17 protein-coding genes are annotated in these 23,760 nt (G+C 45.8%); all 17 read left to right on the top strand.

All coding sequences use genetic code 11. From position 1 onward, the window contains the following. Positions 1-2,445 (top strand): alpha-xylosidase, encoded by a 2,445-nt coding sequence (locus tag GJU87_RS06785; protein ID WP_153638839.1) that lies wholly within the window; start codon positions 1-3, stop codon positions 2,443-2,445. A gap of 110 nt (positions 2,446-2,555) precedes the next feature. Beyond that, positions 2,556-4,727 carry a glycoside hydrolase family 3 C-terminal domain-containing protein gene (locus GJU87_RS06780; protein ID WP_153638838.1) on the top strand — a complete coding sequence of 724 codons (2,172 nt, stop codon included), beginning with the start codon at positions 2,556-2,558 and terminating at the stop codon, positions 4,725-4,727. Positions 4,728-4,783: 56 nt separating this feature from the next. After that, a complete protein-coding gene (locus tag GJU87_RS06775; protein WP_153638837.1) occupies positions 4,784-6,325 on the top strand; it encodes an alpha-L-fucosidase in 1,542 nt (513 codons plus the stop codon). 195 nt (positions 6,326-6,520) lie between these two features. After that, the gene (locus tag GJU87_RS06770) at positions 6,521-8,686 is read left to right on the top strand and encodes a glycoside hydrolase family 3 C-terminal domain-containing protein (RefSeq protein ID WP_153638836.1); all 2,166 of its coding nucleotides are present in this window, start codon (positions 6,521-6,523) and stop codon (positions 8,684-8,686) included. Positions 8,687-9,438: 752 nt separating this feature from the next. Continuing rightward, positions 9,439-10,740, top strand: coding sequence for a carboxypeptidase-like regulatory domain-containing protein (locus tag GJU87_RS06765; protein WP_153638835.1), 1,302 nt, complete (start codon positions 9,439-9,441; stop codon positions 10,738-10,740). 191 nt (positions 10,741-10,931) lie between these two features. Beyond that, complete coding sequence (locus GJU87_RS06760) at positions 10,932-11,414, top strand: MarR family winged helix-turn-helix transcriptional regulator (RefSeq protein ID WP_153638834.1); 483 nt, start codon at positions 10,932-10,934, stop codon at positions 11,412-11,414. A gap of 349 nt (positions 11,415-11,763) precedes the next feature. Further along, complete coding sequence (locus tag GJU87_RS06755) at positions 11,764-12,912, top strand: hypothetical protein (protein WP_211297898.1); 1,149 nt, start codon at positions 11,764-11,766, stop codon at positions 12,910-12,912. Positions 12,913-12,922: 10 nt separating this feature from the next. Next, entirely contained in the window at positions 12,923-14,149 is a 1,227-nt protein-coding gene (locus tag GJU87_RS06750) for a glycine betaine/L-proline ABC transporter ATP-binding protein (protein ID WP_106543513.1), read from the top strand. Continuing rightward, positions 14,146-14,961 carry a proline/glycine betaine ABC transporter permease gene (locus GJU87_RS06745; protein ID WP_153638833.1) on the top strand — a complete coding sequence of 272 codons (816 nt, stop codon included), beginning with the start codon at positions 14,146-14,148 and terminating at the stop codon, positions 14,959-14,961. Before GJU87_RS06750 ends, GJU87_RS06745 begins: the two co-directional genes overlap by 4 nt. 9 nt (positions 14,962-14,970) lie before the next feature. Then, entirely contained in the window at positions 14,971-15,849 is an 879-nt protein-coding gene (locus tag GJU87_RS06740; RefSeq protein WP_153638832.1) for a glycine betaine ABC transporter substrate-binding protein, read from the top strand. 211 nt (positions 15,850-16,060) lie between these two features. Further along, positions 16,061-16,954: a LysR family transcriptional regulator gene (locus GJU87_RS06735; protein WP_153638831.1), complete on the top strand. Its 894-nt coding sequence runs from the start codon at positions 16,061-16,063 to the stop codon at positions 16,952-16,954. 65 nt (positions 16,955-17,019) lie between these two features. Then, on the top strand, positions 17,020-17,949 hold the full coding sequence (locus tag GJU87_RS06730) for a YeiH family protein (RefSeq protein WP_153638830.1): 930 nt from the start codon (positions 17,020-17,022) through the stop codon (positions 17,947-17,949). A gap of 9 nt (positions 17,950-17,958) precedes the next feature. Next, the gene (locus GJU87_RS06725; RefSeq protein WP_153638829.1) at positions 17,959-18,687 is read left to right on the top strand and encodes a sulfite exporter TauE/SafE family protein; all 729 of its coding nucleotides are present in this window, start codon (positions 17,959-17,961) and stop codon (positions 18,685-18,687) included. A 297-nt stretch (positions 18,688-18,984) separates the two neighbouring features. Further along, positions 18,985-19,605: a TetR/AcrR family transcriptional regulator gene (locus tag GJU87_RS06720; RefSeq protein WP_153638828.1), complete on the top strand. Its 621-nt coding sequence runs from the start codon at positions 18,985-18,987 to the stop codon at positions 19,603-19,605. Between the two features lie 17 nt (positions 19,606-19,622). Further along, positions 19,623-20,636, top strand: coding sequence for an HlyD family secretion protein (locus GJU87_RS06715; protein WP_153638827.1), 1,014 nt, complete (start codon positions 19,623-19,625; stop codon positions 20,634-20,636). Then, a complete protein-coding gene (locus tag GJU87_RS06710; protein ID WP_153638826.1) occupies positions 20,633-22,264 on the top strand; it encodes a DHA2 family efflux MFS transporter permease subunit in 1,632 nt (543 codons plus the stop codon). The genes GJU87_RS06715 and GJU87_RS06710 overlap by 4 nt, the downstream gene beginning before the upstream one ends. Beyond that, positions 22,257-23,600 (top strand): TolC family protein, encoded by a 1,344-nt coding sequence (locus tag GJU87_RS06705; RefSeq protein WP_153638825.1) that lies wholly within the window; start codon positions 22,257-22,259, stop codon positions 23,598-23,600. The genes GJU87_RS06710 and GJU87_RS06705 overlap by 8 nt, the downstream gene beginning before the upstream one ends. Positions 23,601-23,760: the final 160 nt, after the last annotated feature.

Genomic DNA, 23,760 nt, shown 5'->3' with positions numbered 1-23,760 from the left:
ATGAAAAGGAAAAACCCACAGTTGTTAATTCGCAAGACCTTTACGATACTGGCTGCTGCGATTTTGGCTACGTTCAGTCAGCCTGTCGCCGCGCAATCGCTGGAATCGCAGAACGGATTACTCAACTCACCGGTGGACATTAGTCCCGATTTCTACAATTTTAAAAATACCTACTTTGTTGCCGACAGCTTGACGAAGTTCGATCCGGCTACCGGAAAAGGTACTGTCGAATGGCAGCGCAATGTCTACAAAACGCGCCAGGCTTTCGACAATATGCTGGCATTTTTGCAACCCGCTCCGGGCAATGAGTTTCCGGGCAGAGAATACGAAGCCAATCCGCATCTCCCATTCTCCATCGATTTTGTATCGGCACGCACCATTCGTATTCGGATGAACACGGGTTTTGTTGCCAAACCGGAAGGCAAATCGCTGATGCTGGTCAACGGCGTGGCTCCCGAAGCCAAACCGGGAATCTGGAAATACACCAAAGTCGACAACGGATACAAGTACACGAGTGCTTATGGTTCCGTAGTTGTTGAAACCCATCCCTGGCACATCAAAATCTACAATGCCAAAGGAAAATTGCTGACGCAAACCGATAGTCCTGCAGATAACACGGATACCTACACTCCCATTGTTCCGTTCTCGTTTGTCCGTCGTTCATCCGACTACTCGCGCAGTGTGGCTGCGTCATTTACGCTTTCGCCGAATGAAAAAATCTTCGGTTGCGGTGAATCGTTTACCAATCTCAACAAACGCGGTCAAAGGGTTGTGCTGTACACCGACGATGCCAACGGTACCCAGAACGAAGCGGAATACAAACCGATTCCTTTCTTCATGAGTAGCCGGGGTTACGGAATGTTTATGCACACGTCGACACCCATTACCTGCGATTTCGGCGCTTCGTTCCGTGGTGTAAATACGCTAATGATTGGTGATGATCAACTGGACTTATTCATCTTCCTGGGCGAACCGAAAGACATTCTCGACCAGTATACCGACCTGACCGGAAAAGCACCAATGCCACCGCTCTGGTCATTTGGTCTGTGGATGAGCCGTATTACTTACGATTCCGAAAAACAGGGCTACGAAGTAACTGAGCATCTCCGCAAAGATAAAATTCCGGCTGATGTGATCCATTTCGATACCGGCTGGTTCGAAACCGACTGGCGTTGTGACTATAAATTCTCACCGTCACGTTTTCCTTCTCCGGAAAAAATGATCAGTGACCTGAAAGATGACGGATTCCATATTTGTCTGTGGCAATTGCCTTACTTTGTTCCGAAAAATACGCTCTTCCCGGAAATCGTAAAAAAAGGACTGTATGTGAAAGATGCAAAGGGTAATCTTCCTTTTGAAGATGCGACGCTCGATTTCACCAATCCGGAAACCGTAAAATGGTATCAGGATAAACTGGCCGGCCTTTTGAAAATGGGTGTGAGTGCAATAAAAGTTGACTTTGGTGAAGCCGCTCCGCTTAACGGTATTTACCACAACGGTCGCACCGGATTCTACGAGCACAACCTGTATCCGCTGCGTTACAACAAAGCCGCACACGATATCACGAAAGAGATTACCGGTGATGATATTATCTGGGCACGCAGTACCTGGGCCGGAAGTCAGCGCTATCCGCTTCATTGGGGCGGCGATGCAGCCAACAGCAACACGGCTATGGCCTCTGAACTTCGTGCAGGTTTGTCATTCGGATTATCCGGATTTGCTTTCTGGAGTCACGATATTGGCGGATTTGTACAGAAAACACCGGAAGACTTGTATCGCCGCTGGCTGCCGTTCGGTTTGCTGAGCTCGCACAGCCGCTGTCACGGAGCACCTCCGAAAGAGCCATGGGCCTACGGCAAAGATTTCGAAGATGCTTTCCGCAGAGCGGATAACATGCGCTATCGTTTGATGCCGTATATCTACGCGCAGGCAAAAGAATGTACCGAAAAAGGACTGCCAATGGTTCGGGCACTTTTCGTTGAGTATCCGCACGACGCCGGTTCGTGGTTAGTGGATAACGAGTATTTGTTCGGTTCCGATATTCTCGTCGCTCCGTTGTTTGAGGACGAAAGTGGTCGCGATGTTTATCTGCCGAAAGGCGAATGGATCGATTACCAGACAGGAAAAGCTTACGAGGGCGGATGGCACCACATCGAAGCCGGACAAATTCCAGTCGTGATGCTGGTCCGCAATGGCGCCGTCATTCCGCACATCAAGTTAGCCCAGTCAACCAAAGACATGGACTGGTCGAAACTGGAACTGGAAGTATTCGATACGCACAACACCAAAGCCAATGGTTTGGTATGTCTTCCTTCGGATAATCTGCTACACAAAGTAGTGCTTTCATCGGATGGCAAGAACTACAAACTTGACAGTAATCCACTGGAAGGAAAAACAACTTTCAAAATTGAGTCTTACCACTCTTTCATTAAGAAACATCAATAAATAAAAACCAAATCCACCAGCTGTGAGCATTTCATGGCTGGTGGTTCTCTTTGGTACAATATCCCTTTTACCATTACTTTTCTTTCTATCCCGATAAGAACTGGCTTACTATGAAATCACATCTCATCTTGATGCTCCTGCTCATTGGGATTCTAATGGCAGGAACCGAAAAAGCACATGCGCAATACCAATACCCTTTTCAAAATCCTAACCTCCCGGTAGAAAAACGAATTGACAACATTTTATCGCTCATGACACTGGATGAAAAAATCAGCTGTCTGAGTACCGATCCCAGCGTTCCCCGCCTGGGAATTAAAGGGGCCACTCACGTGGAAGGCCTGCACGGCGTCTCCATGGGCGGACCGGCGAATTGGGGAAAATATGCCACTCCTACTCCCACTACGACTTTCCCTCAAGCTTACGGTCTGGCCGAAACCTGGGACCCGGCATTGCTCAAAAAAGTAGCAGCCGTTGAAGGGTACGAAACCCGCTATCTTTTTCAAAATCCAAACTACAAGAGCAAAGGCCTGGTTGTTCGTGCCCCCAATGCCGATTTAGGCCGCGACCCACGTTGGGGACGCACTGAAGAATGCTACGGCGAAGATCCCTTCTTCAACGGAACAATGGTCACTGCCTTTGTAAAAGGTCTCCAGGGCGACAATCCAAAATACTGGCTGACGGCCTCGCTGATGAAGCATTTTCTGGCCAACAGCAACGAAGATGAACGGACCTGGTCATCTTCCAACTTCAACGAACGACTTTTCCGTGAATATTACTCAGTTCCTTTCCGCATGGGAATTGAAGACGGAGGAGGCCAGGCTTACATGGCTTCATATAACTCGTGGAATGAAATCCCCATGATGGTCAACCCGGTACTGAAAAACGTAACCGTAAAGGAATGGGGACAAAAAGGCATCATCTGTACCGACGGCGGTGCGCTGAAATTGCTGATTACCGATCACAAATATTATCCCGATTTGGAAGAAGGAGCCGCCAAAGCCGTCAAAGCGGGCATCAACCAGTTTTTGGACGATTATGCTGATGCGATTCGGGCAGCTTTGAAAGACAAACTACTCACCGAAGCAGATATCGACCGTGTTATCCGGGGTAATTTCCGGGTGATGATCAAACTCGGATTGCTCGATCCACCGAACGATAATCCGTATTCCCAAATCGGTTTGAACGGCGAGCCTGCTCCCTGGAAGAGTCAAAAGAATAAAGAGCTGGTCAAACTGGCTACACAAAAGTCCATCGTTTTACTGAAAAACGATAACCAGACGTTGCCACTTCAAACCGGAAAAACCAAGTCGATTGCCGTGATTGGACGATTTGCCAACGAAGTGCCCGGTGACTGGTACGGAGGAACGCCTCCCTACACTATCACGCCGTTGGATGGCATTCGCAGTCGTGTTGGCGACAGCATTCGCGTTAGCTATGCTGAAGACAATACTGGAAACAAAGCGGTTGATTTGGCCAAAACATCCGACTACGCTATCGTGGTAGTTGGCAACCACCCTACCGGAGATGCTGGCTGGGCCAAGGTCACCAAGCCAAGCTATGGAAAAGAGGCAGTCGACCGCAAATCCATTATTCTCGAGGACGAAGAATTAATTAAACAAATCTATCGGGTGAACCCGAAAACCATCGTGGTGCTCATCAGCAGCTTTCCGTATGCCATTAACTGGACGGAACACAATGTACCGGCGATTCTCCACATGACGCATTGCAGTCAGGAAGAAGGAAGCGCGCTCGCTTCTGTATTGTTCGGCGATTTCAATCCGGGCGGACGACTGGTGCAAACATGGCCGCTGGCGGTCACGCAGCTTCCGCCCCGCCTCGATTACGATATTCGGAAAGGCAGAACCTATATGTATTTCAAAGGACAACCGCTCTATCCTTTCGGATTCGGCTTGAGCTACACCACATTTACATACAGCAACCTGAAAGTAAGTTCAGATAATATACAAACCGGAAAATCGTTAACCATTTCCTTCGACATTACCAATACCGGTAAACGTGCTGGTGATGAAGTGGCTCAACTGTACGTCCGTCATCTGCATTCGGAAGTGCAACGCCCCAAAAAGGAATTAAAAGGTTTTGACCGGATAACCATTCAGCCCAGAAAGACAAAAACCGTCAGCTTGAAGCTACGCGCCAAGGATTTGGCATACTGGAATGAAGTAAAGAAAGCCTTCACGGTTGAACCGGACCAAATTCAATTGCAAATCGGGAGTTCCTCGGACGACATCCGGTTAACGAAAGAAATACAAGTTACAAATTAAGCATAACAGAGGAGAAAGGCGTCGGAGGACGATGACCTGGGATTAAAGAACGCAACATGACTCAATTCAGAAAGCCAAAAGGAATTCAGACACTAAAACTTATTCCATTGATACTTGTGCTCGGAACGCTTCCCTTGACAAGCCACGCCGCCAAAAAGACAAAACAACAAAGGGAAGAATGGCACATTCCGACTAATTACCCAAAGGCTCCCGAATGGTTCAAGGACGCCAAATTCGGTATCTATTTCCACTGGGGAGTGCTTTCCGTTCCGGCATACGCCAACGATTGGTACGCGCGCAACATGCACATTAAAGGGACGAACGCTTACAAGCACCAGGTGGCTACGTACGGCCCACTGAATAAATTTGGCTACCAGGATTTTGTTCCCATGTTCAAAGCGCAACATTTCAACCCCGATCAATGGGCCAATCTGTTTGTAAAGGCAGGTGCCAAATTTGCCGGCCAGGTCGCTGAACATCATGACGGCTTTTCGATGTGGGCCAGTAAAATCAATCCGTGGAACGTGAAGGACATGGGGCCGCACGAGGATGTGATGGCCAAGCTGAGCAAAGCCATTCATGGCCGGGGACTGAAATTCGTCACGACCTTTCACATGGCCCGGAATCTGCAGATTTATGCGAATAATCCCAAAGCACAATCTGATACCAGCTACTACCCTTACAACAAAAACATGTTCACCTCGTCGACGGATCCGGAGTTGCGGATGCTGTACGGAAATATTCCTGCCAACCAGTTCGACAAAAACTGGCTGGGAAAACTGGAAGAGGTAATCAGCAACTATCATCCTGACCTCATTTATTTCGACGGTTTGCTAACCAAAATTCCACAGAGTTATCGTCAGGATTTCATCAACTATTACCTGAAAAGTGCTGCAAAAAATCACCAACAGGTAGTCATTACACACAAAGACGAGGACTTACCCAATCAGGTTAGTGTAAGAGATTTTGAACGGGGTCGTCCCAACAAGCTACTGCCCTACACCTGGATGTGCGATGAAACCGTTGGCATCGGCAGCTGGAGTTACGTGAAGGGACTGGCTATAAAGCCGGCAGCTGAAATCATTCACGAACTGCTCGACATCGTTAGCAAAAACGGCGTCATGATGCTGAATATCTCGCCAAGGGCGGATGGCATTATTCCGGAGAATCAACAAAAAGTATTGCTCGATATCGGTAACTGGTTGCATCAATATGGAGAAGCTGTTTATAATACCCGCCCTTGGATTGTTTTCGGCGAAGGCCCAACACGATTGAAAAAAGGCGGAGCATTTCAATCAAAAGTGGAGTATACGCCAAAAGATGTTCGCTACACCACCCGTCCCAACACTATTTACGCGACCGTACTGGGCTGGCCGGGAGCCAATAAAGAGATGGTTCTGACCGCTTTCGCGAAAAGCAAAATGGGAGGAAACCTGAAAATTGAAAGCATTTCTGTCCCGGGAGAAAACGATTCCACTAACTGGAAATGGAAAAAAGACGGCCTTCATATTGTCATGCCGGCTCAAATGCCAAATTCCATTGCTACCGTTTTCAAAATCAAAACATCGGGAAAAGCTATATTAAAACACATTATGTAAGTCACAAATAATGTGACCAGTAAGTTGAATTTCACATTTATTAACACCAAAGCGATTTCGAATGCATTAGGTTATTTTGTAATATTGACAATAAACCGAGCCAAGATGAAAGAATTCTTTCAGTCCCCGTTAAGTACACAATTACCTTACCCACAATAGATTTTAAATGTGACCACTAAAACAACAGATTTATACATGAAACGAAAATCGATTGCACTTCCTGTGCTGAGTGTGTTGATTTTGGGTGTGCTATCCTGCTCACAACCCAAGAAAAACAATGCACCCGCTTACGAGAAAAAAATTGACTCCCTGATTAGTCAAATGACTTTGAAGGAGAAAGTAGGAATGATCCATGCGAACTCGTCGTTTACTTCTGCCGGGGTTCCCCGCCTGGGTATTCCCGAATGGGTGATGTCAGACGGCCCGCACGGGGTACGCCCCGAACATGGCCGCGGATGGACATTACTGAACAACGGTAAAGATTCATCAACCTATCTTCCTACCGGCATAACCCTGGCTTCTACCTGGAACAAAGAGCTGGGTTACAAATTCGGAACCGTACTTGGTAGTGAAGCAAATGCGAGAGGAAAAGACAACATTCTGGGCCCCGGAGTTTGTATCATCCGAACGCCGTTAAACGGCCGCAACTTCGAATACCTGAGTGAAGACCCGTACCTGTCCGGACAAATGGCTGTAGGTTACATTAAAGGGGTACAAAGCCAGGATGTAGCTGCCTGCGTAAAACACTACCTGGCCAACAACCAGGAAACCGAACGCAACACCATCGACGTAGAGATGAGTGAACGTGCCCTTCGCGAAATCTATCTTCCGGCCTTTAAAGCAGCGGTTGAAGAAGGCAACGTGTACACCCTGATGGGCGCTTACAATAAGTTCCGCGGACAATTCTGTACCGAAAATAAATACCTGGTGAAAGATATTCTGAAAGGTGAATTCGGGTTCAAAGGAGTTGTGATGAGTGACTGGGGTGCTGTTCACAATACCATGGATGCATTAATGAACGGAACCGACCTGGAAATGGGTACCGACCTGACGCAAAAAACACCCGATTACGGGAAATTCTTCATGGGTGATACCGTTATCGGACTGGTGAAAAGTGGAAAAGTTCCCGAATCCGTTGTCAACGACAAAGTACACCGCATTTTGCGCGTGATGTACGAAACCCATGTAATGGGCGGTGGCCGCAAAAAAGGCGAGAGAAATACTCCCGAACATCAGGCGGTTGCTTTGAAGGTTGCTGAAGAAGGCATTGTATTGCTGAAAAACCAGGATCACGTACTTCCACTGAAGGAAGATGGTTTAAAGAGTGTTGCTGTCATCGGTGCCAATGCCGATCGCAAAAATGCCATGGGAGGAGGAAGCTCACAGGTAAGGCCTCCGTTTGAAATTACACCTTTACAGGGAATTCAGCAATATTTAGGCGACAAAGTGAAAGTCAACTACGCCGAAGGTTACAAAGTAGCCCGCGGCGAAAAAGCCGATCCGAAATTGATTGCCCAGGCAGTAAAAGCAGCCAAATCAGCTGATGCAACGATTTTGGTTGGCGGCTGGATTCACGGCTACGGCGGTCAGTGGTCTGACAACGCCTTCGATTCGGAAGGAATCGACAAACCGAACATGCAACTTCCGTTCGGTCAGAACGAATTAATTCAGGCTGTTCTGAAAGCCAATCCCAATACCATTATCGTGATGATGGGCGGTGGCCCGATGGATATGACCAGCTGGGTAGGCAACGCCAAAGGCATCCTCGAAGCCTGGTACCCAGGAATGGAAGGCGGAAAAGCCCTCGCCGAAATCATTTTCGGTAAGGTGAATCCTTCCGGAAAACTGCCGGTAACCTTCCCGAAAAAGCTGGCCGATGTTCCTGCTGAAAAGATGGGCGACTATCCCGGTAAAGACGGAAAAGAAGTATACAAAGAAGGTATCTATGTTGGCTATCGCTACTACGATTCGTACAATGTGGCCCCCGAATTCTGCTTCGGACACGGGCTTTCGTATACTACTTTCAAATACGACAGTTTGCAGGTTACGCCGGGTGACAAACAGGCAACTGTTAAAGTTAAGCTGACCAACACCGGCGATATGGCAGGTGGCGAAGTAGTGGAGGTTTACGTTCACCAGGAAAAGTCAGAACTGAAGCGTCCTGAAAAGGAATTGAAAGCCTTCAGCAAAGTATTTCTGAAACCCGGCGAATCAAAAGAAGTGGAGCTGACACTTCCGTCAAGCGCCTTCGAATACTACAACGACCAGAAACACCAATGGGTACTGGAGCCCGGCAAATTCGATATTCTCGTGGGAAGTTCTTCCCGCGATATTCGCCAAACCGGAACAGTGACTTTGTAAATTATTACTGTATTCAATATACAAAGCAGGGGGAGAATATTCGGTTATTCTCCCCTTTTTTTCTGAAAACCGGTCCCGCAGAACAGATTGCAAACCTTGCAGTGGAAGCCCGGCGGTGAGCAACTCCTATTGACTGCCCGACGTAAGCCCTATTCGTTATTTAATAGCCTACCGGGAAGAATTAGAAAAGCTTATGGTTGGCATAACAACTCATTCCCATTACTTCGCGCTCGTACCTTCAGGACCGCAATTCATGTTGTCTTCCTGGTAAGAAATATGACCAACATGGTTATTTATTCAAACAACTTAGAAACAGATACCGGCAACTTAGTTACTCATTCTGTCCACTTCGGAAACAATACCGGCAACTTAATTACTCATTCTGCTCACTTCGGAAACAATACCAGCAACTTAGTTACTCATTCTCCCCACTTCGGAAACAATACCGGCAACTTAGTTACTCGTTCTGCTCACTTCGGAAACAATACCGGCAACTTAGTTACTCGTTCTGCTCACTTCGGAAGAGATACCGGCAACTTGGTTACTCGTTGTAGCCATTTAGTTACTATTATTCCCGCCCCCACCACTTCGCCATATATCATTTTAAGCCAATATCTATACTTCGCAAATATTCAGCGATAAGAAAAATAACCTGATGGTAAAAAAAATGACAAAATGATTAAGGGCATTTTCAAGTCGGTTTGTCTTTAGAGTAGAAAGCACAAAGCAAGAAACGCTAAATAACTTAAGCCATGAAAACAAAACAGTCAATCATCAGTTTCGAAAACATGAAGGTATGGGTTACCTTACTTCTCTTCGTTTTCATTTCGGGAGCAGCCACAGCAGCCGACTCGTATCCCCGCAGCCAGCCGGAAGACAATCAAAACTACAAGACCTTCAAAGGTGAGGTTCGCGATAGCGAATCGGGAGATCCGCTGGTATTTGCCACACTCGCCATTGATGGAACCAACATCGCAACAGTGAGTAACTCCGATGGTGAATTCATTCTGAAGGTACCTGAAGACCAATTGGATAAAAACATTACCATTTCCTACATTGGTTATAAAAACAAACAGGTTCCTGTTTCCAGTCTGAAACCCGAACGGAACAAAATCGAACTCGATGTTTTAGCCGTTTCGCTTAGCGAAATCAAGGTCTTCCCGACAGATCCCGACCTGCTCATTCGGACTGTCATGTACAAGAAAAAGGACAACTATGTTGAAGAACCTTTGGAAATGACGGCTTTCTATCGTGAAACCATAAAAAAAGGATGGAGTTATGTATCGCTTGCCGAAGCCGTAGTTGATGTCTACAAACAGCCTTATTCTTCGGCCAGAGCCGACAAAGTCAGGTTATTCAAAGGTCGGAAAAGCACCGATTACTCGAAACTGGATACACTGGTATTCAAACTCCAGGGAGGTCCGTACACCAACCTGTTGATGGACATCATGAAAAATCCTTACATCATCTTCACCGATGACATGATTGGAAACTATGAGTTCAACCTGGCAAGCGTAACGCGTATCGACGAAAAACTGGTTTACGTTCTCGAATTTAAACCCAGGCCCGGTGCCATCGACGCGCTCTTCTACGGCAAATTATTCATCGATACCGAATCACTTGCCATCACCAGCGCCACGTTCAATATGGATACATCCGACGAACTGAAAGCTGCAGACATTCTCATCAAGAGAAAACCAATCGGGGCAAGAGTATACCCAACCGAAGCAGCGTACATGGTCAACTATCGTGAAAAGAACGGCAAATGGTACTTCGGATATTCCCGCGGCCAGGTAACGTTTAAAATCAATTGGGACAAGAAACTTTTCAACTCCCACTATGTATCGACTATCGAGATGGCCGTTACCGATTGGCAGAAAACTGAGGATAAACCGTTCCGCTCATCCGATCGAATGAAGATGAATGTCATCATGAGCGACGCTGTATCAGGTTTCTCCGACCCTGAATTCTGGGGTAAGTACAACGTCATCGAGCCGGAAAAATCCATCGATCAGGCCATCAGAAAAATACAGCGAAAACTGAGAAGGAATTAATATCAAACAGTAAGCTTAACAAACAATTAACTACTTAATTCCTGTTATTCGATTCCAGTAATACTCCCGTCGGTTTGCGACGGGAGTATTTTTTGTCCCGTCGCAGCCAAATGAGGGAAAAGCCTGACGGAAGATGTAGAGTTTTCGCGAAAAGTTTGCAATTTTGAGGTGAAAATGACTCATTTCGAATTATGGATTTCACACCCGTCATTATTAAAATCAGAAGGATTGTTCGCTCCATTAACCTGGAATCGAAGAAAGTACAGAAAGAGTATGGCGTGAGTATCCCCCAACTGCTATGCCTCGAATACCTGAAGGAAGCTCCGAACTACCAGGCAACACAACGCATGATTCGCGATCACATGCGTTTGAACTCATCCACGATGACGGGAATCATCAACCGGTTGGAGAAGAAAGGATATGTCGCCCGGCTTCCGAAATCAGGCGATAAGCGGGTCACCAACATAGCACTGACTTCCAGCGGCGAGCGGATATTGACACACACACCCGACCTGATGCAGAAAAGACTGGATGTAAAGTTGCGCAATCTTTCCGACGAGGAAATCAATAAAATCAACGGTGCCCTCGACACCCTCATCGATATGCTTGAAATCGAAGACATCGACGCCTCCCCTGTCCTCACCGGTGGCGAGGAAAATGTACGCGATTTCTGACGACAATTCCTCTTCGAACTAACTGTTTACAATTTACAACCTACTCAATTGTCAAAATTGAGTCAAAGACTTAACAGAAATTTTATATATGTTCTGCAGAACCTAATTTGCAGCCTGAATCCCAGACATTTTGGCCCCCTCAAGCAAAAACCACACGCCCACACTGACTTTCAGCTATTTAAAACCAAAAACAGAATCCTAAACAATCGTTAATTCAGACTAATATTTGTTAATCCCCCCCAAAAGGAATACTTTTGTCGCACAGAACATATCTAACACTTCAGTAGTTCTTAGCTGAAGCTGATGCCTTAAAATTTGAAGACATCATTTTAAATCAAACAATTAAATTATGGTTATTAGTAAAAGGAAAATTTTAATTACCGGATTACTATTGTTTTTAATTACCCCCCTATTCTCTCAAAACGAAAAAAAAGAAAAAAGCGTACAGATTGGCGGAGCACTCCGTTTCAACTACCGCTACAAATCCTGGGACAAGGCCAACACCGATGTCGGTGGTGACTGGGTGCTCGACATGTTCAGAATCAACGCCAAAGCACGTTATGGCAAATTATTCCTGAATGCAGAGTACCGCTTCTATCCGTCAGACTTCGGCGGTGGAATGTTGAAACAAGGTTTTGTTGGATACGATTTCTCTAAGAACACTCAACTCCAGGTGGGTGTCAACCAGGTACCTTTTGGCGATTTGCCTTACGCCAGTCACTCATGGTTCTTTAACCTGCCTTACTATATAGGTCTGGAAGATGACTATGATACCGGTATCAAACTGGTTCACTCAACCGACGACTGGGACTTTATGATGGCCTTCTATAAAAATGCAGAAGGCGGAAAAACCTGGAATACCTTTTCCGATGGTTCAAGCGGTTACGGTGTTGACCCTGCCCGTTACTCTTACGATGTAGCCGGCGACGATGAAGAACGTGGTCAATGGAACGGCCGGATTGCCCGTAAATTTGGTCACAGCGAAGTAGGTGTTTCGGCTGAATACGGTCGGTTATTCAACCATGTAACCAAAGGTAACGGAGACCACTACGCCTTTGCCGCTCACTTCGACGGAAATTTCCTTCCGAAACAGCAGCTAAATGTGAAACTGGAAGCACTTACTTACGCGTATAATTCAGATGCAAACACGAACACGGTGACCATGGCCGCATACAACTACACATACCAGGTTGCCAAAGAAGGCCAGGTTTACACGGCCGGTGTTGCGTATACGATTCCGATGAACTGGGGACCGTTTACCAGCATTCAGTTCTACGAAGATTATAACTACATGAATAAAAATGTTGATGGTTTCCTTGATACCCAGATGAACGTAGTTGGATCATTGATTTCGACGAAAGCAGGATTGTACACCTACGTTGATTACGCATCAGGTAAAAACCAGGACTGGTTTGGCCCATGGGGACACGGACTTGGTCGGGGTTCTGACAACGAGTGGCACTCATGGTTTAACATCAACATTGGTTACTACTTTTAATTAAAAGCGTATGACGAAAATTCTCATTGAAGACCTTTACCTGATTTTTGGAAAACACAGGGAAAAGGCTTTGAAACAATCTCGTGAAGGGAAAAGCAAAGCCGAGGTTTTATCGTCTACCGGATGTACTGTGGCGGTTACCAACGCCAGTCTGAACATCGAAGAGGGTGAAATTTTTGTAATCATGGGCCTTTCGGGAAGTGGAAAATCCACGCTCCTTAGGTGCATCAACCGGCTGATCGAACCTACAGCAGGCAAAATACTTGTCAACAACCAGGATATTACCCGGTCGACCGACAAGGAGTTGCTGAATATCAGAAGGAAAGAATTTGCGATGGTATTTCAGCATTTTGGCTTGCTTCCGCACCGGACTGTTCTGAGCAACGTTGCATTTGGCCTTGAAATTCAAGGGATTCCAAAAGAAGAACGTGAACAGAAAGCCCGCGAAACAATCGCATTGGTTGGACTGGAAGGTTATGAGGACATGAAAGTCTCGGAACTCTCCGGTGGGATGCAGCAGCGTGTAGGTCTGGCAAGGGGACTGGCCAACGACCCCGAAGTACTGCTGATGGATGAGGCATTTTCGGCGCTTGATCCCCTGATTCGCAACCAAATGCAGGATGAACTTCTGATCTTGCAGGAGAAAATGCAGAAAACCATCGTGTTCATTACGCACGATCTGGATGAAGCAATCAAACTCGGTGACCGTATTGCCATCATGAAAGACGGCGAGATCGTTCAGGTAGGTACCTCAGAAGATATTCTGACGGCACCGGCCGATGATTACGTTAAATCGTTCGTTGAAAAAGTCGAACGAGGTAAAATTGTAACGGCTTCCTCCGTCATGTTCGAAAAACCCACAGTCGCCCGCCTTAAAAAAGACGGTCCGGAAGTGGTCATTCGCAAAATGCGGGACGCTGGTCTGAAGACTATTCCGGTTATCCGGACCAACCGGACTTTTATCGGCTTTGTTCAATTGGAAGATGTTATCGAAGCGAAGAAAAAAGGCGCCAAGAGCATCGAAGAGATTGTCAATACCGAAGTCCATTCGGTCTATCCCGATACAACCGTGGAAGACATGCTGCCGATATTAACGGAAACCGATCTTCCCATTCCGGTAGTGAACGAGGAGAACTTCCTGTTAGGACTGGTATCGCAAACTTCCATCATTGTGGAAATGACGGGTAAAGATAAAGAGGAAATACAAGGAATCATTCAAAATGCCATTGACTTATGATCGACGTTGGAACCTATATAGAACATTTTATTAATTGGCTGACAGCCAATTTCTCCGGTTTTTTCGACGGCGTTAACTATGGAATGACCAACTTCATTGGCGGAGTTGAAGCCTTCTGGGTATGGATGCCGTTTTATGTCACTATTGCGTTGATGGCTGGCTTAGCCTTCTGGCGTGCCGGAATCGGCAACGGATTCCTGACTCTCCTTGGCCTGCTGTTCATCTACGCGATGGGCTATTGGGACCAAACCATGCAAACTTTTGCACTGGTGCTCTCATCAACTGTCCTGGCACTTGCACTGGGAATTCCCCTTGGAATCTGGTCCGCCAGAAGCCAGACAGCCAATCGGATCATCCGACCGATTCTGGACTTTATGCAGACGATGCCGGCCTTTGTTTACCTGATACCGGCCGTATTGTTTTTCGGTTTGGGAACCGTCCCCGGAGCTTTTGCAACCATCATTTTTGCCATGCCGCCGGTTGTCCGGCTTACCTCTTTAGGTATCCAACAGGTACCCGAAGACATTGTCGAGGCGACGAAAGCATTTGGTGCTACTTCGCGGCAGTTGCTGGTAAAAGTTCAGGTGCCGCTGGCAATGCCATCCATTTTAGCAGGTGTTAACCAAACCATTATGATGGCTCTGTCCATGGTCGTAATTGCCAGCATGATTGGTGCCAAAGGACTGGGCGAAATTGTCCTTCAGGGAATCAGCCAGTTACGCATCGGAATGGGATTCGAAGGTGGTTTGGCCGTTGTACTGCTGGCCATTATCCTCGACCGCATAACACAACATCTTGGAAAATCTAAATAATAAAAGAATATGAATTTATTACGAAAACTTACAATCATTTCAGCTGCTGCATTGATGCTGACTTCCTGCGGTGGTTCAAAGAAGAATAACTCTGAAAAAAGCGCTAAGAAGAAAGTAACCATTGCGATGGTGAACTGGGCGGAATGTATCGCTGATACACACCTGGCCAAAGTAGCTCTGGAAGCACATGGCTACAAAGTCGATTTGATTAACGCTGACGTAGCACCTGTATTCGCGGCTGTTGCCAAAGGCGATGCCAATGTTTTCATGGAGGTTTGGGGCCCGATTACACACAAACCGTACCTCGATAAATTTGGCGATAAAATTGAAAAACTGGGAATCGTCTACAAAGACGGTCGTCTGGGATTAGTTGTTCCACAATACGTTACCATCGACTCCATCAACCAATTGAACGAATACAAAGACAAGTTCGATGGCAAAATCATCGGTATTAACCCGGGAGCCGGTATCATGAAAATTACTCAGAAAGTAATTAAAGATTACAATTTGAATTACGAACTGGTTACTTCGAGTGAAGCCGGAATGCTTGCCTCATTGAAAAAAGCATACGACAAAAAAGAGTGGATTGTAGTAACCGGCTGGAAGCCTCACACCATGTTTGCCAGGTATAAACTGAAGATTTTGAAGGATCCGAAGAAAGTAATGGGTGAAGCAGAAACCATTTCGACTTATGCAACCAAAGGTTGGGCTGAAAAAAATCCGGAAACTGCTACTTTCTTCCGCAACTTCAAAATGAACGACGATCTGCTGGGATCATTAATGTTGGCTATAGAAGCAGCTCCCGGCAAAGAAGATCAGGCTGCAAAAAAATGGTACGACGAACATAAAGAGCTGGTTGACGGCTGGTTCAAGAAGCAAGCCAACTAAGTCTTTACCCGACGCAAACGTTAATAGCCGAAAGACTCTGATGTTTTTTGAGTACATGAATAAATTATACTGAGTAAAGACGAACTCTATTATCATTTTAAAATCCTGTCCAGGTAGTTGCCAAGCAATCCTGTTCAGGATTTTTTCATTAAAAAAGACCAATCACCCGAATTTCGTTCTATTTTTGATGTGGACGTCATAAAACAATCGCATGGATTACCGTTACCAGGTTTTTCTGGCTGTCGCCAATAATTTGAGTTTTACCAAAGCTGCACAGGAGCTGTACATCAGCCAACCAGCCGTTACCCGTCACATTCGCGAACTCGAAAACACATTGGGTCTTGCCCTGTTCAACCGAAAGGGAAACCGTATTACATTAACAGCAGCAGGCGAAATTGTGTACCGTTTTGCACAGAAAACGCACGTACTGTATGATGAGCTGCAATACGAGCTCGGTACCCTGAAGCAAACCTTCTCCGGTTCTTTACGATTAGGAGCCAGTTCCACTATTTCGCAGTACGTAATTCCCGAAGTAATTGCAGCATTCCATACCCGTTACCCCGATATTGAAGTCAGCCTAATCAACGGCAACTCTTTTGAAATGGAGCAGAAGTTGCAGGAAAACCGTATCGATTTAGCGATGGTCGAGAACTATTCCAGCAAAACTGATTTGCAATACGTTGATTTTTCGGATGACGAAATTGTAGTTATCGCGGGACATACCTGCAAATTTGGCCGGAATGTAAACGGCACACTCGCCGAACTTCAGCACATCCCGCTCGTAGTCCGTGAAAGAGGCTCCGGAACTTTGGAAGTCATTGAGCAATATTTAAAAAGTGCCGGTTACCCGCTCGATCGGCTGAATGTTATTCTTCACCTGGGAAGTACAGAAGCCATTAAAAATTTCCTTCCCCGCTTCAACGGAATCGGCCTTGTCTCTGTAAATGCCATTCAAAAGGAAATTCAGCTCAATACCCTGAAGATTATTCCTGTGAAAGGATTGAATATCAAACGAAAGTTCCGCTTTGCGTATCCCAAAGGGCCGTTAACCGGAAACGTCAAGTATTTTGTTGATTTTGTCAGAAACTATAACATGGCGTTATAATATATAAGAATTAAGTATTTGCTTTCATTATGACCTTCCGGTAGATTTGCTGAAAATCTACATTCATGAAAAAAGCACTGAGTCTCAAATCAACCTCTACATTTTTATACCGGGCCGTTCCGGCTCTTATTTTGTTTCCCTTTGTTTCGGCCCCCATTGCCTTAGCAGCCGGACTCACGTTATCCTTCTTTGGACACGAAGACGCCAAACCCGAAACCGGCAGAACAATTTCTTTTCTATTGCAGGCCTCCATCGTCCTCATGGGATTTGGAATGAACCTGGGAACGGTATTAACGGCTGGCATCTCCGGCTTCAAAATCACACTATTTTCAGTTGTCTCAACCATTTTGGTTGGGTTATTCCTCGGATGGATTTTCCGTGTCGACAAGAAAACCTCCTACCTGATTTCGGTAGGAACAGCCATTTGTGGCGGGAGCGCCATTGCAGCTACTGCTCCTGTTTTAAAAGCCGAAAACCGCCAAATATCCTTTGCACTGGCGACCATTTTCATTCTGAATTCCGTTGCGCTGTTCCTTTTTCCGGTTCTGGGACACATTATGCACCTTTCACAGGAAACCTTCGGATATTGGGCAGCTATTGCCATTCACGATACCAGCTCGGTTGTAGGTGCCGGCAGTGTTTACGGCCCTCACGCGTTGGAAATTGCGACTACCGTGAAGTTGACCCGCGCTTTGTGGATTATTCCGGTTACCATAATAACCGCACTGATAAATAAAAGTGACAATCGCATCAACATTCCGTGGTTCATTCCGTTATTTGTAGTAGCCATGATTGTTGCTCATTATATCCCTCATTGGAGCCATACATTTGCACATTTGAGCTGGCTGGGAGAAAAGGGCTTGTTGGTGGCGCTGTTCTTCATCGGAGCAGGAATTTCGAAAAAAGACATAAAATCCGCAGGATGGCGGCCCGTCCTGATGGGACTGGTTCTCTGGACCCTCGTTTCCGTCTCCTCCATCCTGATTCTCAATTAACCAAAAAATATGGAATGGGTATTCATCGCAATAGTCATACTATTTGCATCAGTACTGAAAGGTTTGACAGGCTTTGGCTTTGCCCTGCTTGCCATGCCTTTTCTGCTCATTTTTTATCCGGCCAAAGTAGTCATCCCGGTACTAACCCTGTTTAACCTACTTACTTCCACGCAGATTATTCTGAAAATACCGAACCTGAAACTGAACCGGTATACACTGAAAATTCCAATCTGGGGAGTTATCGGAACCATCCCCGGCGTGATATTGCTGAATTTCATCGAAGACCGTCCGTTCAAAATATTTGTGGGAGCAATGCTTATCATTGTCTCCGTTGCTTTTTTAAAGGGTTTTCGTTTTAAAATCAAAGACCCTTTACGTGGCTCGGTAACTGCCGGCTTGACCAGCGGTTTTCTGGGAGGTTTTACGTCCATCAGTGGTCCACCCCTTGCGCTTTTTCTCACGTCACTCAACGTTTCCAACGACGATTTTCGGGGCAAGTTCGCCTATTTCAATATTGCAACTGCTACGCTGGCCATCGTCGGATATGCATTCAGCCATATGCTTACCGTTGAAACATTAAAAATAACAGCCTTTCAGCTTCCCATCATGATTTTTGGGATTCTCATCGGGCAAAAACTCAGCCGGATTGTTTCAGTCAGTCTGTTTCAGAAAATCTGTATCCTGATTACACTGTTTTCAGGATTCATGACCTTGTTCAGCGTTCTGCATCCGCTCTGAAAAACCACCGCATTTTGTTAAAAAATCCTTCCATATAAAATATTTCGCTTGCACATCCGTCTACCCGAAAAAGAACAACTCAATGGAGGTAAGCACAAACACTGGCCAACAAAATAACAACCAATATTTCAACGCCAAGCTTGGTTGTCTTACCTTCTTATTGTCATAATGTTGTTAAAAAGTGTTTATGTGAATTCTTACATACTCCGCTAAATATTTAAGATTTAAGAAACATTACTGCGACTTACTTGTATTATTTTTGACCCTTCTAACAATAAGGTCAAAGAGAATAATAGAATGGTTCAGGTAAAACATACCGGAGGAAACACAGAGAAACTCAATCGAATAATTGAGGCGGCACAACGACGTTTCGGAATTTATGGTCTGGAAAAAACGTCCATGCGTGAAATTGCTTCAGATCTGGGTATCTCCAAAGCTTCGCTCTATTACTATTTCCCTGACAAGGAGCATCTTTATATTCATGTTGTTGATAAGGAGCACGATGAATTCGTCAAAAATCTCCGGCGAAATATGGAACAGTCAGAGTTTCCGGATCAGATGATCCGAAACTTTGTGAAAACCCGCATGGAACTATTCCGCACCTTTTTAAATCTCAGCCGATTCAAGATGAGTAACATCAGGGAATTCAAGTCACTCATGAATGATTCCTGGATTCGTTCCAAAACCAAGGAAATTCAGATTATGAGCGATGTACTGAGACAGGGCATGGAAAATGGCAGTTTCAGCAAAGATAATCCGGATGAGTTAGCGGAGCTTTTCATTGATATCCTTCGGGGGCTTCGAACCACTTTCATCAAAAACAAGGAATACTTCTTCCTCGACGATGAGGAATATGCAGTTTTGGTGGAGAAGACCAACCGCTTTACAGAAGTTTTTATACGTGGAATTCAGAAATAAAAAACAATAATAAATAGATGACAAGCGAGAACAAAAACAGGAAAAAGAAAGTCAGGGTATATCTTCCCCTGGCCATTGTTATTGTTGCCGTCCTGGGTATTGGTTGGCACTATTACAAAGAATATACGCATTACATTAAAACAGATGATGCGTATGTTGATGCCGATAAAGTGGCCGTGAGCGCCAAAATGATGGGCCGCGTTGAGAAAATGTACGTAAAAGAAGGCGACACAGTGGAAAAAGGAACACTGCTTGCTGAGCTGGACAGCACCGATTTGGTTGCCCGGAAAAACCAGACCGAAGCAGCTGTTGAACAGGCACAAACAGCACTGATTCAGGCACAGGCGCAGTACAGCTACAACAAAGAAAACCTGAAAGTGCTGAAAGTGAACCTGCAACGAAGCAAAGACGACTTTGAGCGGGGGAAAACACAGTTCAAAGGAGGAGTTATTCCACAGGAACAGTTCGAGCACCTGCAAAAAGCACACGAAGCTGCTTCAGCAACTTACCAGGCAGCTCAAAAACAACTACAGGTAGCGCAATCGCAAATTAAAAGTGCAAAAGCTGCCATCAATACAGCCAAATCGCAAGTGGGCGTGATTGAGGCTTCATTGGATAATACAAAACTTTACGCTCCTATCAGTGGAGTGATTGCCAAACGTTGGTTATTGCAAGGAGATATGGCGCAACCCGGTCAATCGGTTGTTACCATCTCGAACAACCACGACTACTGGATTACCGTTTACCTGGAAGAGACCAGCGTAGGTGAAATCAAAGATGGTCAACCGGCCAAATTCACCATCGACGCCTATCCGGGTGTCACCTTCTTTGGCAAGATTTTCTATATCGGTTCGAACACTGCTTCGCAGTTTGCGCTGATTCCGCCGAACAACGCTTCCGGAAACTTCACGAAAGTGACCCAGCGTGTTCCGGTGAAAATATCCATTGACAAAGCTGACAACAACGAAAAAATCAGTCAATTCAATCTGATGGCCGGTATGTCATCAGTCATTAAAATTATTCGACAATGAGCCACCCACGGAAAATAACGCTTGCTCACCGAATCAGGCGGATTCTCCGGACCAGAGACTCATCGTATCATCCCAAGAGCGAATTTTATCGTTGGTGGGTTTTGGGAAATGTCATGATTGGAACCTTTATGGCGGTATTGGATGCCACCATTGTCAATGTGGGGTTACCGAAAATCATGGCTTCGTTCGGAGTGAGCATCGATAAAATAGAATGGGTACTGACAGCTTACATGCTCGCCATGGCCGTCATGCTTCCGACCTCCGGATGGTTTGCCGATCGTTTTGGGCACAAACGCATGTATTTCTTCGGCCTGTTCCTGTTCACCTTTGGTTCCATGATGTGCGGAATGTCGGGCAATGAGGATATGCTCATTTTTTCCCGAGTTATTCAGGGATTGGGAGCAGGTTCGCTAATGCCTATCGGGATGGCAATTATTACCCGCGAATTTCCACCGGAGCAACGTGGAACAGCGCTTGGATTCTGGGCTATTTCAGCCGCAGCATCCGTTTCTTTCGGTCCGCTGATTGGAGGATACCTGGTCGATAATTTCAGCTGGAAACTCATGTTCGACGTCAATGTGCCGGTTGGGATTATCGGTATGGTGGTCACTATGATTATCCAACAGGAATACGTCAATCACCGGGTAGGAAAATTCGACTTAATAGGATTCCTGTCCGTCAGTATTTTTCTTCCGGTGCTGCTTTATGCTCTATCAGAAGGAAATGCAGCAACCAACAGCGAAGGCTGGCATGCTCCTTTTATACTGATCTCTTTTGCCATTTCAGCCATCGCATTCACCATTTTTATCATTACTGAGTTAACGGTGGATAAGCCGCTGGTGGACCTGAAACTACTGAAGAACTACAACTTCGCAATCAGCAACCTGATCATGTTCATTTTTGGTATCGGGATGTTCGGTAGTACATTCCTGTTGCCCCTGTTTTTGCAAAACTCCCTTGGGTATACAGCGATTCAGGCGGGAGCCGTTTTCTTGCCTATCGGATTTATCCAGGGAGCAGCATCGCCAATTGCCGGTAGTTTCGCAGACAAATACAACGCAAAAATTCCCGTTGTCCTGGGAATTATCCTGCTGGCGCTTAGCTTCTATCTAAACAGTTTGTTTTCGCGGCTGACAGAGCACAACTACATTATGACTTCACTGTATATCCGTGGGCTGGCAATGGGTATCATCTTTACTCCGTTGAGTGCTATTTCACTGCTTGAGATTCCGAGGCACCAAATGGCGCAGGCATCAGGTCTGTTCAACGTAATTCGACAATTGGGAGGTAGTTTCGGTGTAGCAATTCTGGCAACCCTGCTATCTTCCCGGATAAAGTTTCATACCACGATCTATGGTGGAGCATTGAATGCAAACTCGGAAACTTTTAAGCAGGTAACTCACGGACTGACCAACTATATTCAGCATACTACCGGAAGTTCCCTCGGAACCGCAGCCATGCAGGCGAAATCAGTGCTGATAGGTCATGTAAGCAGTGAAGCATTTGTTCAGGGAATTGACGATGACTTTTTAATAGCGGCTATCATCACATTGATAGGAGGAATACCTGTTTTCTGGTTACATACAAGGAAAAAATTGGAAGCAAAAAATCGAGTGAATCATGATTAAGAAAAAGCATATATTACCATTACTCGTTGGCGTTGTGATGGCATTTTCGCAGCAACTGAGTGCACAAACTGAAACGGTTGCGATGGAAACTTCACCAACCGACTCGCTTTCGCTTGACAGCATCATCAGTAAAGTGGTCAGCAGTTACCCTTCGGTAAAAGAAGCGGAAGAGGCCATAAAAAGAGCCGACACCCAAATTGATTTGGCACGTTCGGGCCACTATCCCGATGTAAGTGTCAACGGCAGCTACTCGCATATTGGCCCTGTCACCAAATTCACGGTTCCGGGAATGGGCGAAATTCAAATGAATCCCAACGACAATTACTCGGCGACAGTTGATATCAGCCAATCCATATATGATTTCGGAAAAACGGCGGCTAATTTAGCTTATCAGCAAGAAAGCAAACAGTTGGGTAAACAAACGCTGGAACGGGTTAAGCAGCAACTGTCTATCCGGGCAGTACACACTTACTACAGTTTGCTATTTCTGCAGGAAGCCATCGACATCAAAAATGAGCAGCTGGCCAATTTGCAGCGTCACCTCGATTTCATCAACAAAAAGATGGCAACCGGTTCGGCAACGCAATATGAGGCGCTTTCCACGAAAGTGAAAATATCAGGAGTAAAAAGCCAAAAACTGGATATTTTGTCATCTATCCGGATTCAACAGGCAGTGCTCAATACCCTATTAGGTGAGCCCGAAACAAAGCACCATTTCGTCAAAGAAAAACTTACGGTCGATAAAACCCGGAACCTGAAGGCTGACACCATGATTAATATGGCAGTCCGCAATCGGGACGAGATGAAAATTGCTCGTGAAAAAACACGTTTGGCAGAGTTGAACCTGAATTTGATTAAAGCGAAGAATACGCCAAACTTAAAGGCATTTGCTTCGGCCGGAGCGAAGGACGGGTACCTCCCCGACCTTTATCAGTTCAAACCCAACTATGCGGTAGGTCTGGATTTGCATATCCCGATTTATGACGCTAACCGGAACAAGAACCAACAACTTCTCGCTAAATCGGGCATACAAAGTTCGGTTTACGAAACGGAGCGAATGCAACGTGAAGTGGCAAGCGATGTAATTAAAAGTTCCGCCAACGTCGAAACTGCGGCTCATAAGGTGCAGCAATTCAAACTTCAGCTGAAGCAGGCAAGAGACGCATTTTCACTGGCTGAAACCAGTTTCAAGGCTGGCTCCATAACTAACCTCGATTTGCTCGACGCCACCACTGCGGTATCGAACAGCCGGTTATTGCTGCTAAAATCAGAAATTGACTATGCACTAAGCATATACGACCTACAGGCATCCATTGGCGATCGCATGTATGAGTAACTTTCCGGAGGAGATTGTCCTCCACCAACGTAAGCGGAACCGTATCCTTCAGGGTACGGTTTTTTTATGCGTCCAATTAGCTCGTTGACGACTAAAAAGTTATTTGTGAAAATTCGCGGAAAAACTACCTTTGCACTATATTAATTTAGACCACATTTTA

This window comes from Prolixibacter sp. NT017 (assembly GCF_009617875.1).
GTDB lineage: Bacteria > Bacteroidota > Bacteroidia > Bacteroidales > Prolixibacteraceae > Prolixibacter.
This window is presented reverse-complemented; position numbering and strand designations above follow the sequence as displayed.

Excerpts from the sequence above, each read along its gene's own strand:
- GJU87_RS06785 (WP_153638839.1), top strand. The coding sequence starts at position 1 with ATGAAAAGGAAAAACCCACAGTTGTTAATTCGCAAGACCTTTACGATA.
- GJU87_RS06780 (WP_153638838.1), top strand. The coding sequence starts at position 2,556 with ATGAAATCACATCTCATCTTGATGCTCCTGCTCATTGGGATTCTAATG.
- GJU87_RS06775 (WP_153638837.1), top strand. The coding sequence starts at position 4,784 with ATGACTCAATTCAGAAAGCCAAAAGGAATTCAGACACTAAAACTTATT.
- GJU87_RS06770 (WP_153638836.1), top strand. The coding sequence starts at position 6,521 with ATGAAACGAAAATCGATTGCACTTCCTGTGCTGAGTGTGTTGATTTTG.
- GJU87_RS06765 (WP_153638835.1), top strand. The coding sequence starts at position 9,439 with ATGAAAACAAAACAGTCAATCATCAGTTTCGAAAACATGAAGGTATGG.
- GJU87_RS06760 (WP_153638834.1), top strand. The coding sequence starts at position 10,932 with ATGGATTTCACACCCGTCATTATTAAAATCAGAAGGATTGTTCGCTCC.
- GJU87_RS06755 (WP_211297898.1), top strand. The coding sequence starts at position 11,764 with ATGGTTATTAGTAAAAGGAAAATTTTAATTACCGGATTACTATTGTTT.
- GJU87_RS06750 (WP_106543513.1), top strand. The coding sequence starts at position 12,923 with ATGACGAAAATTCTCATTGAAGACCTTTACCTGATTTTTGGAAAACAC.
- GJU87_RS06745 (WP_153638833.1), top strand. The coding sequence starts at position 14,146 with ATGATCGACGTTGGAACCTATATAGAACATTTTATTAATTGGCTGACA.
- GJU87_RS06740 (WP_153638832.1), top strand. The coding sequence starts at position 14,971 with ATGAATTTATTACGAAAACTTACAATCATTTCAGCTGCTGCATTGATG.
- GJU87_RS06735 (WP_153638831.1), top strand. The coding sequence starts at position 16,061 with ATGGATTACCGTTACCAGGTTTTTCTGGCTGTCGCCAATAATTTGAGT.
- GJU87_RS06730 (WP_153638830.1), top strand. The coding sequence starts at position 17,020 with ATGAAAAAAGCACTGAGTCTCAAATCAACCTCTACATTTTTATACCGG.
- GJU87_RS06725 (WP_153638829.1), top strand. The coding sequence starts at position 17,959 with ATGGAATGGGTATTCATCGCAATAGTCATACTATTTGCATCAGTACTG.
- GJU87_RS06720 (WP_153638828.1), top strand. The coding sequence starts at position 18,985 with ATGGTTCAGGTAAAACATACCGGAGGAAACACAGAGAAACTCAATCGA.
- GJU87_RS06715 (WP_153638827.1), top strand. The coding sequence starts at position 19,623 with ATGACAAGCGAGAACAAAAACAGGAAAAAGAAAGTCAGGGTATATCTT.
- GJU87_RS06710 (WP_153638826.1), top strand. The coding sequence starts at position 20,633 with ATGAGCCACCCACGGAAAATAACGCTTGCTCACCGAATCAGGCGGATT.
- GJU87_RS06705 (WP_153638825.1), top strand. The coding sequence starts at position 22,257 with ATGATTAAGAAAAAGCATATATTACCATTACTCGTTGGCGTTGTGATG.